The organism is Flavobacterium aquaticum, from assembly GCF_003259835.1.
GTDB lineage: Bacteria > Bacteroidota > Bacteroidia > Flavobacteriales > Flavobacteriaceae > Flavobacterium > Flavobacterium aquaticum.
Genome location: NZ_QLMI01000004.1, coordinates 224291 through 240681 on the forward strand (window position 1 = coordinate 224291; position 16391 = coordinate 240681).

13 protein-coding genes are annotated in these 16391 nt (G+C 30.4%); 6 read left to right on the top strand and 7 right to left on the bottom strand.

The window, feature by feature from the left end; translation table 11 throughout:
• Window position 1: 1 nt before the first annotated feature.
• The 6 genes from B0I03_RS07845 to B0I03_RS07870 all read left to right on the top strand — a co-directional run bounded on the left by B0I03_RS07845 (window position 2) and on the right by B0I03_RS07870 (window position 8480).
• Window positions 2-943 (top strand): sensor histidine kinase, encoded by a 942-nt coding sequence (locus B0I03_RS07845; protein WP_111566894.1) that lies wholly within the window; start codon window positions 2-4, stop codon window positions 941-943.
• A gap of 125 nt (window positions 944-1068) precedes the next feature.
• Window positions 1069-1494 carry a response regulator gene (locus B0I03_RS07850; protein WP_111566895.1) on the top strand — a complete coding sequence of 142 codons (426 nt, stop codon included), beginning with the start codon at window positions 1069-1071 and terminating at the stop codon, window positions 1492-1494.
• Window position 1495: 1 nt separating this feature from the next.
• Window positions 1496-2455: a response regulator gene (locus tag B0I03_RS07855; RefSeq protein WP_111566896.1), complete on the top strand. Its 960-nt coding sequence runs from the start codon at window positions 1496-1498 to the stop codon at window positions 2453-2455.
• 17 nt (window positions 2456-2472) lie between these two features.
• Window positions 2473-2859, top strand: coding sequence for a response regulator (locus B0I03_RS07860; protein WP_111566897.1), 387 nt, complete (start codon window positions 2473-2475; stop codon window positions 2857-2859).
• A 153-nt stretch (window positions 2860-3012) separates the two neighbouring features.
• On the top strand, window positions 3013-7971 hold the full coding sequence (locus B0I03_RS07865) for a PAS domain S-box protein (RefSeq protein WP_111566898.1): 4959 nt from the start codon (window positions 3013-3015) through the stop codon (window positions 7969-7971).
• Window positions 7972-8042: 71 nt separating this feature from the next.
• Window positions 8043-8480 carry a response regulator gene (locus tag B0I03_RS07870; RefSeq protein ID WP_111566899.1) on the top strand — a complete coding sequence of 146 codons (438 nt, stop codon included), beginning with the start codon at window positions 8043-8045 and terminating at the stop codon, window positions 8478-8480.
• Window positions 8481-8506: 26 nt separating this feature from the next.
• Here the strand turns inward: B0I03_RS07870 and B0I03_RS07875 are convergent, their stop codons facing one another.
• The 7 genes from B0I03_RS07875 to B0I03_RS07905 all read right to left on the bottom strand — a co-directional run bounded on the left by B0I03_RS07875 (window position 8507) and on the right by B0I03_RS07905 (window position 16388).
• Window positions 8507-9262 carry an FkbM family methyltransferase gene (locus tag B0I03_RS07875; protein WP_181452370.1) on the bottom strand — a complete coding sequence of 252 codons (756 nt, stop codon included), beginning with the start codon at window positions 9260-9262 and terminating at the stop codon, window positions 8507-8509.
• 112 nt (window positions 9263-9374) lie between these two features.
• Window positions 9375-10391: a glycosyltransferase family protein gene (locus B0I03_RS07880; RefSeq protein ID WP_111566901.1), complete on the bottom strand. Its 1017-nt coding sequence runs from the start codon at window positions 10389-10391 to the stop codon at window positions 9375-9377.
• Complete coding sequence (locus B0I03_RS07885) at window positions 10391-11383, bottom strand: glycosyltransferase family 2 protein (RefSeq protein WP_111566902.1); 993 nt, start codon at window positions 11381-11383, stop codon at window positions 10391-10393. Before B0I03_RS07885 ends, B0I03_RS07880 begins: the two co-directional genes overlap by 1 nt.
• Before the next feature lies 1 nt (window position 11384).
• Window positions 11385-12923 carry a glycosyltransferase family 2 protein gene (locus tag B0I03_RS07890; protein ID WP_111566903.1) on the bottom strand — a complete coding sequence of 513 codons (1539 nt, stop codon included), beginning with the start codon at window positions 12921-12923 and terminating at the stop codon, window positions 11385-11387.
• Window positions 12924-12927: 4 nt separating this feature from the next.
• Window positions 12928-14073 carry a glycosyltransferase family 4 protein gene (locus tag B0I03_RS07895; RefSeq protein ID WP_111566904.1) on the bottom strand — a complete coding sequence of 382 codons (1146 nt, stop codon included), beginning with the start codon at window positions 14071-14073 and terminating at the stop codon, window positions 12928-12930.
• Window positions 14074-14076: 3 nt separating this feature from the next.
• On the bottom strand, window positions 14077-14961 hold the full coding sequence (locus B0I03_RS07900) for a hypothetical protein (RefSeq protein WP_111566905.1): 885 nt from the start codon (window positions 14959-14961) through the stop codon (window positions 14077-14079).
• On the bottom strand, window positions 14961-16388 hold the full coding sequence (locus B0I03_RS07905) for an MBOAT family O-acyltransferase (RefSeq protein ID WP_181452371.1): 1428 nt from the start codon (window positions 16386-16388) through the stop codon (window positions 14961-14963). The genes B0I03_RS07900 and B0I03_RS07905 overlap by 1 nt, the downstream gene beginning before the upstream one ends.
• Window positions 16389-16391: the final 3 nt, after the last annotated feature.

Consider the following 16391-nt stretch of genomic DNA (forward strand, 5'->3'; position numbering starts at 1 on the left):
TATGAAGTCTGAGCTTAAGATAACACTATTATACATTACAATTGGAATATTGTGGATATTCTTGAGCGACCATTTTGTGCTTTTATTTATTACTAAAAACACCCAAGAACAAATAACTAATTTTCAAAATATTAAAGGATGCTTTTTTGTTATTTCAACCGGTTTACTTTTATTCACGTTACTTAAAAGACATAATTCTGCCATTAGACAAAAAATTGAAGAATTAAAAGAAAAATCAACGGAACTAAAAAAAACCAATAACGAATTAGAAAATTACTTTTTCCTAGCTTCTCATGATCTTCAAGAACCTAATAGAACCATAATTAGTTTTTTAACAAATCTTGAAAAAAAATATAAAAACAGTTTAGATGAGCAAGGACATAAATACATAAAATACGCTATTGACGGTGCTTACTACATGCGTAAAAGTATTTTAAACTTACAAGAGCATACTAAAATTGGTAAAAACCTAAATTTCAAAAACATAGATTTAAATTTAGTTATTAAAAACATAATAAAAGAATATGAAAATGAGTTAACCTTAGACAACATTACCATTTCTAAGCTACCAATTATTAAGACTGATGAAAATTTAATTTATCTAATATTTAAAAATTTGATTGAAAATGCAATTAAATTTAAAAAGAATAATGAAAAGCTACACATAACAATAAAGCACAAAGAACAATCTGATTACTGGGAATTTACTTGCTCAGATAACGGAATTGGAATTGACAAAGAGTATCATGAAAAGATTTTTCAATTATTTCAACGATTAAATTCTAGCTCTGAAAACAAAGGAACTGGCGTAGGTTTATCTATTACTAAAAAAGCAATCGAAATTTTAGGAGGAAAAATTCAAATTGATTCTTCTCCAAATAAAGGGAGTTCATTTTATTTTACTTTACCAAAAAACACAATAAAAAACACTAAATACAAATAATTTAAAATCACCATTTTATAAGAAAAAAGAGATAAAAAAAATCACAATTAACTGTTTTTTTGATTATTATTTAGATAAATTAAATTATCTTTATAAAAACAAACAACAAAACTACCCCCCTAGTCATGAAAAAAAATCAAATCTTACTTGTAGAAGATAATGAAGGAGATATTGTATTAACTTCGGAAGCCTTTGAAGAGTGTAGCTGTAAAGCAAATATTCAAGTAGCTAGAAATGGAAAAGAAGCTATCAATATTTTATTTGATCAAAACGATGATACACAGCTACCTGATTTAATTCTTTTAGACATTAATCTCCCTCTATTAAATGGACACGAAGTATTAAAAAAAATAAAGGAGAATGAAAGAACGCGACACATACCAGTTGCAATTTTAACAACATCTTCTGCAATTAGCGATATTAATTTAACCTACGAAAATTATGCTAATTGTTTTATTACAAAACCAGCTGATATTAATGATTTTTTTGAAACTATAAATGCCCTGAGTAATTATTGGTTTAATATTTGTAAACTACCTTCTAAAAAGTAATATGATTGTAGACGAAAAAAAGTATAACATAATAGTCATTGAAGACAATTTAGGCGATTTTTTTCTCTTAGAAGAATATTTAAGCGAAAAAATAAAATTGCCTACAATAAAACATTTCGAAAGATTTAATGATTTTAAAGATTCGAATGAAAGTCTTAATGATTGTGATATAATTTTTTTAGATCTTTCATTACCAGACAAAAGTGGAACTGAATTAGTAGAAGACGTTTTAAAAATATCAAACAATATACCCGTTGTGGTACTAACAGGATATTCTGATTTTTCATTTGCTTTAAAAGCAATAGCACTTGGCGCTTCTGATTATCTTTTAAAAGATGAAATTAACAGCGCTATGTTATATAAAAGCTTAGTTTATAACATTGAACGATTTAAAAACATAATAAAAATAAAAGAATCAGAACAATTATATAACGATTTATTTCAGTTAAGTCCGCAACCTATTTTTGTAATTGATGCCACAACTTTACAAATTTTAGATGTAAACCAAGCCTGTGAAAAATTGTACGAATTTAAAAAAGAAGAATTATTAAATCAATCTATAAAAACTATTTTTAAAGACGAGGAAACTATTTTTGACAACCATCAAACCATAATTACTCAAACCCATCAAAAAAAAAATAAAGAGAAAATCATCTCTGAAGTAAAATATAATAAAATTATCCATAACGATAAAGAAGCCATAATTATAGTAAGTAACGACATCACAAAAAGCATAGAACATCTTAATGAAATTGAAAGTCAAAACACTAAATTAAAAGATATCGCTTGGATTCAATCGCATATAGTTAGAGCACCACTTACAAATATTTTAGGGCTCATCAAATTAATAAACGAAACCGATTCGGTAAATGATGAAGAATTACTTAATCATCTTAACCAATCTGTAAAAGAATTAGAAAACAGTATCAATGAAATAGTAAATAAAACGCATACCATGTAACAAAAAAATCTTTGCCTATGAAAAAACACATTTTCATAATAGATGACGATCCAATTTCGATAATAATTCTTAAAAAGAATCTAGAACTTATTGCTATTTCAGAAGAAATTGTAACATTTAGCAATGGTAAAGATGCTTTTAATCATTTAGAAAAAGAATATCTAAAAAATGAACAATATGTTATATTTCTAGACATCAATATGCCCGAAATGAATGGCTGGGAATTTCTAAACAAAGTGGAACATTTGATTACATCACAAAACACATCTATTTATTTACTTACTTCATCAATAAACAAAGCAGATATGGAAAAAGCTAAGCAGTTTTTATTAATAGAAAAATACCTATCTAAACCCATTTGTAAAGAAGTTTTAATAGAAATTAAAGAAAAAAACAAACTATAAATACAAAGAGAAACACCCCTAAATCTCACCAAAACTCACCTACAATTCTTTCCGGACAATATTAAATAAAATTCAAAACTAACAATTGATAATCAGTATATTATTTGTTAATTTAAGAATTCAAAATTTACAGTTCAATATAAAAGCAATTAAATGATGAGTAAGGACCATTTAAATTCTAATCTTTTTAATCTAAATCCACTACCCTCGTGGATATACAACTATCAAACATTTCAAATTCTAGATGTAAATATTGCTGCTATTGAACACTATGGCTATTCAAAAGAAGAATTTCTGAAGCTAACCATAAAGGATATTAGACCTCCGCATGAAATAGAAAAACTTATTAAAGCTCATGCAACAATTAAAGACCAAAATGGAAATATCTACTTTGGCGTTTTTACCCATCAAAAAAAGAACGGTAAACTAATTCAAATGGAAATCAATGGCCATAAAATAGATTTCAACAACCAAAAATGTATACTAGTTGTTTGCCAAGACATTTCCAAGAGGATTGAACAGGAAGAAATAATTCTTCAAAGTGAGCAACGTTTTAAAGCGCTGGTTCAAGAAGGAGGCGACATGATAAGCATAATTGATACTAATGGGAAATACAGCTATACTAGCCCAACAACAACCTCTATTTTAGGAATAACTCCTGAAGAGTTTCAAGGAAATACAATTTTTGATTTCATTCACCCAGAAGATATCGAAAAAGCTTCAAACTACATGCAGAGAATCGTTAAGGAAAAAAAAGTAATCGTAGAACCTTTCAGACTCAAAGACGGCAATAAAGAATGGCGATGGATTGAAACTGTATTAACAAATATGACAGATAATCCTGCAATTAAAGGAATTGTAGCAAACTCTAGAGATATAACAAAACAAAAGGAAGAAGAACAACAATTAAGACTACTTAGTAGCGTAGTAACCAATACTAAAGATTCAGTTGTAATTACCGAAGTAGAACTCATCGACTATTCAGGACCCAAAATCATATACGTTAACGAAGCTTTTACTAAAATGACAGGTTATAAAGCTTCCGAAATAATTGGCAAAACAACTAAAATCCTTCACGGACCCAATACAGATCATGAAGAACTTAAAAAACTTAACAATGCAATTGAAAAATGGGAATCATGCGAAATCACTATAGCAAACTACAAAAAAAATGGTGAGGAATTTTGGAATAATTTTAAAGTATCTCCTGTAGCAGATGAAAAAGGAACCTATACCCATTGGATTGCGATTCAAAGAGATGTTACAGACCAAAAACAAAAAGAACTTGAAAAAGAATTATTAGGAAAAATAAGTTTAAATTTCTCTTCTGAAAAAGACCTTTTATCATCTTCTAAATTACTATGCCAAACTATTTCAGATTATGGTCGATTTGACCTTGTTGAGTTGTGGATGCCAAATATTGAAAATACAAAGTTGCAATTAATTACAAATAAAGTAGCTTCTACAAATGCTTATACTTTTTTAGAATTAACAAAAGAGGTACGAAATTTTAAACCAAACGAAGGGCTACCTGGAGCTGTTTGGAGCAAAAAGAAAACCTTACTTTGGGAAGACATCAACAAGAATGATGATTTTATTCGAAAAGTAGCCGCTGAAAAAACAGCTATTAAAAACGCAGCCGCTTTCCCACTTGTTTACAACAATCATATTGTGGGAGTACTGCTAATAGCTTCACAAAAAGAAATAAATCACCTTAAAAAACACATCAAACTATTTGAAAAATTAAAGCAATTCATAGGATCTGAAATCAATCGAAAAAAACTAGAAAACGATTTAGGTTACTTATACAATACCATTCCAGATATCGTATGCCTAACCGATTTTCAAGGTAGATTTTTGAAAATAAATAAAGCGGGTTGTGATTTATTAGGATATACAGAAGATGAACTATTGTATCAACCTTTTAATAATTTTGTACACCCAGATGATAAAGTCATCTCAAAAAATGAATTAGTAGGCATTACACAAGGTCAAATTACTTCAAGCTTCGAAAATAGATACCAAACCAAAAGCGGGAAAATAATATGGTTGAGCTGGACATCTAATGCATCGTCTGAAGAGGGATTAATTTATGCCATTGCAAAAAATATAACCGAAGAAAAAAAAATAAAAGAACTCAACAGACAAACACGAGAACTTGCTAAAGTAGGAGGCTGGGAATATGATTTAATAGAAGATAACCTATTCTGGTCAAGCGAAGTACATCGTTTACACGAAACAGACCCAAAAACATTTATCCCAGATGTAAATACTGCCATAAGCTTTTACAAAGAAGAGCATAAAGATTATGTTACAGAATGCATAACCAAAAGCATAACAGAAGGAACTTATTTAGATTATGAAGCTATTATCATAAATAACAGCAAAAAAGAACGATGGATAAGAGTAATTGGAAATCCAGAATATGAAAATGGTAAATGTGTAAAATTTGTAGGGAGTTTTCAAGACATAACCGACCGTAAAGAAACAGAAGAACGATTAAAAAACTTATCCGACAATATTCCAGGTGTCGTTTATCAATACATACTTCATCCTGATGGTAGCGATGAAATTAGAAACGTTAGTAAAGGAGCAGAAAAAATTTGGGGATATACTGCAGATGAAATTACAAACAACATTGACTTAGCATGGAATCAAATCAAGGCAGGAGGCGATTTTGATGCAGTAAAACAAAGCATTGTTGATTCAGTAACAAGTAAAACAAACTGGTCTATTAAATTCCGTTCGGTTGCTCCAAATGGAGAAAAACGTATGCTTCAAGGTTATGGAAAACCCGAATTTTCTATAGACGGTACCATTCTTTTTAACTCTATTTTATTAGATATTACTCAAGAAAGCAAAAATGAAGAACTATTAGCACAAGTAACCAAATTAGCCAAAATAGGAAGTTGGGAACTTGACTGTATAAAAAATAAAATGTATTGGTCAAACATCGTGTATGAACTTCATGAAACAGACCCAGCTACGTTTATACCCGATTTAGAGAATGGCATCAATTTCTACAGAGAAGATTTTAGACAAATGGTGGCAGAAAAAACAGCAATAAGTTTAGAAACAGGAATACCTTTTGATTTCGAAGCCGTTCTTTTAACTGCCAAAAATAAAGAACGTTGGGTAAGATGCATAGGAAATGCTGAAATGGTAAATGGAAAATGCATTCGCCTATACGGAAGTTTCCAAGACATTCATGACCAAAAAATAGTAGAACTACAAAAAAACAGCCTACAAAACACCCTAGAAAATAGCTTAAATGAAATTTATATATTCGATGCTGATACCTTCAAATTTATCTATGTCAATAAAGGCGCAATAAATAATATTGGTTATGCTGCAGATGAAATAAAAAAACTAACACCATTAGACATTAAGCCCGACTATACACTAGATTCTTTTAAAGAACTGACTAAACCGCTAATAAATAAAGAAAAAGAAAAACTAATCTTTTTTACAAACCATAAAAGAAAAAACGGGACTCTTTACCCCGTAGAAGTGCATTTACAATTGGTTTCAGAAAATAACCAAAGAAGATTTCTAGCCGTAATTCTAGATATAACAGAACGCAAAAAAACAGAAAAAGAAATTAGTGATAGCGAAGAAAAAAGAAAATTAATCATGAGTGGCGCTTTAGATGCCATCATTTGTATCGACACGAAAGAAGCTATTACTTTTTGGAACAAGCAAGCCGAAGAAATTTTTGGTTGGAAGGAAAAAGAAGCATTAGGACAACAACTATCAGAACTAATTGTACCAGAACCTTACAGAAAATACCATAGAGAAGGTATGAAGCACTATCTCAAAACGGGAGAAGGAAAAGCCCTTAACGTACTGTTAGAGTTGAGTGCCATCAAACGAAACGGAGATGAATTTCCAATTGAACTAACAGTAATACCTATTAATCAAGGAGAAGATTTATTTTTCTGTGCCTTCATTAGAGATATTACAGAACGTAAAAAATCAGAAACAAAGATTCTTCAAGCTAATGAACGTTTCGAAATAGTAACACAAGCAACTAATGATGCGATTTGGGATTGGAATATTAAAGAAAAAACGTTTTTTAGATCTCAGAATATTCAAAAGTTTTTTGGTGAAGGCACACCTTCAAATTTAAAAGAAAGTCAATTCTGGAATGATAAATTTCATCCTGAAGATATTCTGAAAACGAAAAAAAGCTTATCAGATGCTATAGAAAACCCTTCAATAAGCAGATGGGAAGCAGAATATAGAGTTTTTAACAAATCTGGTAAAATTGTTTATGTGGTTGATAGAGGCATTATTTTACGAGATAATAAAGGAAAAGCTACTAGAATGATTGGAGCAATGACAAATATTACTGAACAAAAAAATCATGAAGCCCAACTTGTAGCATTAAACGAATCGTTACAGTTATATGCCAAAGAATTAGAACGTTCTAATGAAGAGTTAGAACAATTTGCATTTATAACCTCTCACGATTTACAAGAACCATTACGAATGATTTCTAGCTTTATGGATCAACTAAAACGTAAATATGAAGATAAATTAGATGATAAAGCTTTACAATATATCGAATTTGCCACAAATGGTTCTAGACGAATGAAGCAAATCATCCTAGATCTTTTAGAATATTCTAGAGCTGGAAGACCAACAGATTTAATTGAAACAGTTGATGTAAATGAAATAATTTCTGACTTTAAACTATTAAGAGGAAAAATAATATCTGAAACATCAGCAACCATTTCTCATGAAAAAATACCTAACATTCAAACTTATAAAACAGGTTTAACACAAGTGCTTCATTCTCTTTTAGACAATGCTATTAAATATTCGAAAAAAGATGAAGCACCTAACATCATTATTAATTGTAAAGAAGAAGAAAATAAATGGGTATTCTCTGTAAAAGATAATGGAATAGGAATTGATGCTAAATTCTACAATAAAATTTTCATTATTTTTCAACGTTTACACAATCGTGAAGAATATGAAGGCACAGGAATAGGGCTTTCTATCGTGAAACGTCATTTAGACTTTTTAGGTGGCAAAATTTGGGTAGAATCTCAAGTTGGTATTGGTTCTACATTTTATTTTGAAATACCTAAAACAAACGATAATTAGATTAAACCATTTAAACGAATATTTAGTAAAGAATTGCAAAAAATTAGTTATAATTTAAAAAACGAAGTAATATGGAATCAAAAAAAATAGTACACATTCTCTTAGTTGAAGATAACGAAGGAGATATATTACTCACACAAGATGCTTTTGAAGAAAGTAAAATAAATACAGAAATAAGTGTAGCACGAAATGGTCAAGAAGCGCTGGACTTTCTTTACAATAGAAATGCTTTTTTAGAAGCAAAAAAACCCGACTTAATACTCTTAGATATAAATTTACCTATTTATAACGGTCATGAAGTATTAAAAAAAATCAAACAAGATTCTAACCTAAAGAAAATTCCAGTAATTATGCTAACAACATCTGCTTTTGCAAATGATATCAATCAAGCATACGAAAATAATTGTAATAGCTATGTAAAAAAACCTTTAGATATGCAAGAATTTCTTGAAGCTATATTAAAAATCGAAAATTTTTGGTTAGAGATTTGTACATTACCAAACGAATAATTGAAGAAGCTATTTTAGAGAACTATTTAAAATTGAAGTTCTAAAGTTGTTCCTATTCTAGAAGAAACAAAATCTAAATCTTTAATAAATAACGTATTAAATTGGTTCGTATTTTTAAAATCAATCGCTGCAAAAGTTTTCGTTTCAAGATCAAACACATAAGGCAAAAAGCCTTTGTCTTTTAATAGCTCAATAATTTGTTCGTCTTGAATATTAAAATTCTTTCCAGATTCGTTTAACTCAATAAGAATCAACTTGAGATTAGGATTTGACAAGGTATTTAATCCACCGTTTAATACAAACCACTCATAACCTTCCACATCGATTTTTATAAAATCTGGAATTTGTTGTGAACATATTTCATCTAATGTTTTGACCTTAACTTTAATTCCGTGTCCACTTGTAGAAACTTTATTAGTGGTAAATTGCTGATTAGTAAATACTAATTCTCCCGATTCATTTGACAAACCAATATTTAATAACTCTGGCTGATACTTCCAATTGTTACTTTTAACATTATTCGATAATCGTTCAAATGTTGAAGGAATAGGCTCAATTGCAGTTACTTTACACTTCGAATACAAACCAGCAAGTAAAGTATAGTGTCCAACATTAGCTCCAATATCTAAAAAAGAATCTCCTTCTCGCAGTAAATGCATCAAAAAAAGAGAATCAGCAGCTTCATGCAACCCTGAATGATAATTTCCTACGATACCATCACCTTTTTTAACTTTGGCTTTTATACCATTCAAATAAGTGATTGTAACTTCTCTCTTTAACACATAAAGCAAAAAATTGATATACAAATACTTTATCAAAGCCCAAAATGGGTTCGACTTAGTTAAAGGATTCGTTTTAAAAGATTGATACCTCTTAAGAACATATTTATATTTTTTAGACAAGGTCTTTACTATCTTCATTTAATAAAATTAAAGGTTGAAATCTATTCGCTTCAAAATCATAATTTTTATAATACGATTCGTAATAAGAAATTACATTCTTTTGAAGTGCTAAGTATTCTGAATCATTCATTTGTATAGCCCTATCGATTACTTGATGAATACTTTCTTCTGAATTGTAAAGTAACGCATTTTTTCCATCTATTAAACTTGGATTTAACCAATTTTGGTAATTAATAATCGGCACTACTCCTATCGACATCGCTTCTATTACATTATGACACATAGGCATTGTCATTCCTGGAGCGCAAAATAAAAATTTAGCTGATGATAAATAATGACGCCACTCTTCTGAAGGAATTGCGCCTTGTTGCCATTTCATTACTACAAATGAACCTTTGTAAACACTAGCTTCTAATTGTTCTTTAAACTCTGTTCCAGTAATCGTTACTACAGCTTTGTGCTTTATAATTTCACTGTAAATCTGCCATCGATTTAGAAGTTGAAAATTTTTAGTAATGACATCCGAATCGTAAATTTTAGCTTCAAAGTTACCGCTCATAACAATTCCTACTTTTTTCTCAAGCAAACTTGGTTCTGGAATTAAATAATTACGCGGATGCATAATATAAGGAACGGCCTCTTTTACATATTCATCTGTACTATAAACCTTCTTGTAATTAAAATTCACTCGGAAATCGGAATTTTTTTGATGCGAAAACAAACGATAAATCTTAGGCTTTTGAAATGGTTTTGAGAAATAAATAAAATCCAATTCTTTAAACCACTTAACCAATACGAAATAACGAAACAAAGAAAACTCAATCACAATAGGCTGCTGATATTGTTGTTGCAATCTAAAAATAAGGTTCAAATACGTTCTAACTTTTGTATTTCGCTTTAAACTTAAAAACAACACTTCCTCTGTTTCGTTGTAAAAACGAACATGTTGGTAGTTTTCTCTAAACTCCTTTAGTTTTCGATTGATTTTCTTTTTAAGTAAATACAACATTATAGTGGAGGATTAAAAAATAAAGTGAACCATCCTGAAATTCGCCCTAAAGTTTCCGTTAAAGCTTCTTTTCTTTTTGATGTGGTAGCAACATTAGTAAATCGTATAGCGGTTAATAAAAGCGTAATCAAATGCCATTTTATTTTCGCTTTAAAGGACGGATTTGGATATTTCACTCGCCACACATAATACCCATTTCTAACGACCATTTTTCCATAATCATATTTATTTGGTCTTCCTGAAGCATCGTGATAATGTCCTAATTGCGCATTGGTATTGATATATAATTTCCCAACTTTTGATAATCGCAGCGTAAAATCGGTATCTTCATACAAGCCATATCCTTCAAAATAAGTTGAAAATTGAAATTCCTTAAAAACCGATTTCCGAAAAGAAGAAACACCTCCCATAAGTTGCTCTACTTCATAAATTTTTCCAGAGGGCGGTAAAAAACCAATACTTCTTCCGTGAGAAAACTCAGGCAAACAGCCTGGTGGACGATTACTATCTAAACCTAACTTTTTACGCCAAACAAATCGAGAACCCTCTTTTCTTTTCCAACCATCGTAATAAAATTCATTTACTTTGGCTTGATAATCTGAAGTTGTTTTGGTCCAATTGGTTTCATTTGTAATATAGCCGCCAACACCTAATGCTTCTGGAAATAATGAATAGGTTTTGATGATTTCTTCAAAATAAGTAGGTTCTAAAACCGTATCATCATCTAAAAAACAAACTACTTCGCTTGCTTCCTGAACTCTTGCAATACCATAATTGCGTTGTTTCGTTAAGCCTCTATCGTTTTCATCTACTTTGAAATACTTCAAATTTTGAAACGAATTTTGAGTCAGCATTTCCTTAGTGAAATCATCCAGAGAACCATCTACAATCAAAATCTCATTTGGATACAACGTTTGATGCTTTACCGAAAGCAAAAGTTTCAATAAAGGTTGCGAACGCTTATACGTACAAATGATTAAAGTAAACACCATATTATTTTGATTGCAATTTTAATTTTTCAGCCCATTTTTCGCTTACTTCCCATTGCTTTTGCATGGTTTTGTAATACTTATATGGGTTTTTAATCGTTTGTTGGTTGTAATATTTTAAAAACAAATTCAATTTATAGCCAAGTATTTGTTCTTTTGTGTGATACAACATTTTAAACAACATCACCGTTGGCGAAGGTTTAGGCTGGAATTGTTCGTCTTGCCAAGGAAAAGTAGGTTTTACTCTAAATCCTCCAACAGGAGCTTTCAAATGTAAAATCTGAGGCTGTGGCAAATAGATAACATCAAAACCTTTATTACGCAATTGCATACCAAAGTCGGCATCTTCTCCAAAACCATTTTCAAAACGCATATCAAATTGCAAACCTTCTAATGCTTCTCGTTTTACAATACTACATCCAGAACCAAAAGTATCCCAATGCATTAAGTGATGAAAAACAGGAACTTCATTAGGTCTAAAGCAAGCCAAAGTAAACGCTTTTTCAGTGGTTTTTAAAATGTTTTTTAAACTTTCTTCGATAAAAGTAGATGCTAATTTGATGTCATCATCAGCAAAAAACACCCAATCGCTTTTTACATCTTTCAAAGCAATATTCCTTGCATTACAAGCACCTGTTTGATGAATAAAATGATGTATTATTTCAAAAGGCCAAATTTCATTCTTCAAATAATCTAACTCAGACTGACTATTTTCAAGCGGATTTTGCTCTACAATAATGATGCGATTTGGAATTTTCGTTTGAGTTCTTAAATCACAAAGCACATCATACAAATATTTTTTTCTACCAATAGTCGGAATCAAAACATCTAAAGTAACTTCTGAAAAAGCTACATTTGAAACTTCTTGTTTAGTTTCAGTTCTATCAAAAGCAATTCGCTTAACCGAAATTACACTGATTAATGATGCAATTGGAAATTGTTTTTCATACAACACAAAAAGCAAAAATAACTGTAAGCATTTAGAAAATCCATAATATTGCGCCGTCCAATAAAAAAGTTCTTTTGTGGTTCCAATATGCGAAGTTACTTTCTTTTCTCCTTGAAGTAAATTAGGGTTGGAATACGTTCGTAATCCATTTCTATGACCAATTTTTGAAATAATGGTTAAAAAATAACCAAAACTAAAATTATCTTTAATGAATCGACTACCAAAATTGACAAAATCTTGAGCCGAGATAGTTCCTATAAAAGTACTTGCTTGCCAACTTGCAAAGCTAACTTTTTTATTAATTTTAATAAATGGAGAAGGTTCTACATAACCTACTTTGTCCGATAAAAATTCCGTTTCTGATGGATTATAAAAATACATCACCTGACTTTTAACGTTATTTTCAATCCAATTCTGATTCACTTGATTTATTAACGATTCATGTACCCAAATTAATTGAGCTTCAGGAAACTGTTGCGCAAACTCGAAAATTAACTTTTGAATAGCTTTAGAAGAATCAAACGATGAAACGGCAGCTAAATCTTGATAGATTGCTGTAACTTTTTTAAAATCATGTACAAAAGTTAGATTCATCGTTTTACTTTATCAAATGTTGATAGTAATTTATATTTTCTGCTACTTTTTTAGTAATATCAAAATGTTCCTCAACATATAATCTAGCTTCGCTACCCATTTTGGTATTAGAATCCGAATCACTTAAAATTGTGTATATTTTTTGCGCAAACACTCCATGATTAGCCGGATGCACTAAAAAACCACTTTTTCCATCTTCCATTAATTCTTGTGCCCAACCAATATTGCTATTTACGACCGCTTTTTTCATTGCCATCGATTCGATAGTGACCATTCCAAGGGTTTCTGCATAAGTGGGAAATACACAAACATTGGCTTTTTTAATGTAATCTTGCACTTCGGCGTAAGGTATTTTTCCTAAATAGGAAACCTGTTCCAAATCCTTTTCAAGAAACTGTTGTTTTACTAATTCCCATGTAGATTTGTTTCCAGTAGCAACATCTCCAGAATCGCCACCAATTAAAACCAATTTGGCTTCAGGAAATTGATTTTTTACTTTATTGAAGATTTCCGGCAATTCAAAAACGCCTTTTTTTCTTATGATAGTTCCAATGTACAAAACAAGTCCTTTTTCGAAACGTTCTGGATGTTCATTATTGAATTGAGTTAAATCTAAACCGTAATGAATGGTTTTTATTTGATCTTTGTGTAACCCAAAAAGTTCAGCCGAAACTTCACCTGCATATTTTGTTGGGGCAATAAACCCTTTTGCTTTTCTCACCGCTAAAGTTTCAAAAAAACGATTTTTAAACTTCTGTTTTCGGTTTTCGATATGACAAAAATAGGTGTCACTTCCGTGAAAACGAATTACTAATGGAACGGTAAAATTCATAAAAGCGGTAACTCCTGTCCAGTCAGGCGCTTCAATTAAATCAATTTTCTCATTGTTAATAATCGCATTGATATAATTTTGAAGGTATTTTCTGTAAAAAAACCACTTCCCTAATTGATATTTTTTATTGGAAATAAAATGAAAAGCAATTCCATTCTCTTCAAAAACTTCCGATTTTGGTTGACCATATACAAAAACTGTAACCTTTACCCCTTTTGCAACCAAAGCCATCACCAAGTTTTTAATACTGGTACCCAAACCACCCGAATGTTTAATTTTCGAATGCGGATATTCTGGAGTTAAAAAAGCAATGTGCATGAGTTAGGGATTTTTAATTTCTTTACAAAAGGCTAAAGTACAAAAAGTTCTGCCTTTACTATTTACGTGAATATTATCGTAAAATAACTCTTCGGGTAAAATTGTAGAGTGGTTAATTATTTTAAAATCTTCATTTGTTGGGAAAACAACATTTTTTCTATAAATAGGAGATTGATAAACAACTAAATCAATTCCTTTTTGTTTGCATAGTTTTTTAATCTTTAAAAATGAAGGATTTAGATAACTTGTTTCGATATTAGAAACAATTCCTTTTTCTATATTATTTTTAATTTGTGGATAAGTGAAATTTCCTTTATCATCAAATCGATTTCTTTTATTAGGTTTTAAAAAAGCATATAACGAAGGATAAAACAATTCGTTATTGTAATAGCTCACACCTAAAATAGGCATGAACTTAGAATAAGCAAGCACTTTTAATCCTCCTTGTTCCATTCGATCATAATAATTATAGATCAAAGTGTCTTGAACTTCCGTTAAAAAACGATAATCATTATTATTTAATTCGTTTACCGGATTTTGTAAATCTCCAGGAGTAACACATAAAATCAATTGATCTGTAGTTTTTCCTAAAGAAAGAAAATACTGTAACATCAAATAATGCGAACTCAAAGAAGTGTCGTCCATACTAATGTTTAATCCAGAAGTATTTAATGTTTTATCAATCAATTTCGTATCTAATGTAGTTAATCCGGTACTAGAACCTAAAACTACATAATCAAAATGTTTTTCTTTTACTCCATTCTTTACAAACTGATTTTTATACAATTGCGATTTACCTAAAACATACAAGGATAGAAAAGCAATTCCGTTTCCAATCAAAAGAATGAAAAAAGTATAAAGCGCTATTTTGTTAATAAACTTTTTCATTAGAATTGGAAATAAATAAAGTCCATTTGATTTTTAAAACTACCCATAAAGAAAATCAACAATACTAAAAGTAAAGCACCAAAAGCGGAGATTTTTGGTAAGTCTCTTTTTTTGATGACCCAAACCAATTCTTGCATAGATAGAATTCCGACCGCCAATGCACTTAGGGCAAAAATCATCAAATTCGCATTGGTTTTATAGAATAAGGATAATCCTAAACTTTTCAATTCAAATAGATGCGCTAAATACTGAAAAGCATCAGCAATAGAATCCGCTCTAAAAAATACCCAACCAATGCAAACTACTAAAAACGTAACTCCTATTTTAGCAAAATCGAGCCATCCATAAGATTTGGTTATCAAATGACTTCTGTTTACGTTGAATAGTAATAAGGGTAAAAACATCAAGGCGTGAAATAAACCCCAAACCACATAAGTCCAATTAGCACCATGCCAAAAGCCACTGACTAAAAAGATAATCATTACATTTCGAATTTGAAACCATTGTGTTCCTTTTGAACCGCCAAGTGGGATATAAATATAATCGCGAAACCACGTGGATAAAGAAATGTGCCAACGACGCCAAAACTCAGCAATATCACGAGAGAAATAAGGAAACTTGAAATTCACCATTAAATCAAATCCAAAAAGCTTAGAAATTCCTATTGCCATATCAGAATATCCTGAGAAATCACCATAAATTTGAAAGGCGAAGAACACCATTCCTACGAACAATTCACCACTTGAATACGCTTCTGGATTTTCAAAAATCTTATTCACAAAAAAGGCACAATTATCTGCGACTACCACTTTTTTAAACATTCCCCAAATAATCAATTTGACACCATCAACTGCATTTTGATAATCAAAAGTTCTGTTTTTATAAAACTGCGGTAATAAATGAGAAGCTCTTTCGATAGGACCCGCCACTAATTGCGGAAAAAAAGTTACGAATGCCGCAAAATCAATAAAACTTTTTGTGGGTTGCATTTCCTTACGATACACATCAATAGTGTAACTCAAAGTTTGGAACGTATAAAACGAAATTCCCACAGGAAGTATAATATTGAGCGTACTAGCTTCCATAGTAATTCCAACACTCGACCAAGCTTCAATCCAACTTGAAACAAAGAAATTGTAGTATTTAAAAAAACCTAGCATTCCTAGATTTCCCGCTAAACTAATTACTAAAAGGAATTTCCGCTTTTTGGAAACGTCTGTTTTTCCTAATTGTATTGCAATAAAATAATCTAAAAAAGTACTAGCAATAATTAAAGATAAAAAACGCCAATCCCACCAACCGTAGAAAATATAACTGGCTACCAACAACAATACATTTTGTGCTCGTAATTGGTTTTTAAATACAAACCAATACAAGAAAAAAACCGTGGGTAGAAAAAGTAAAAATTCTATCGAGTTAAAAAGCATGTA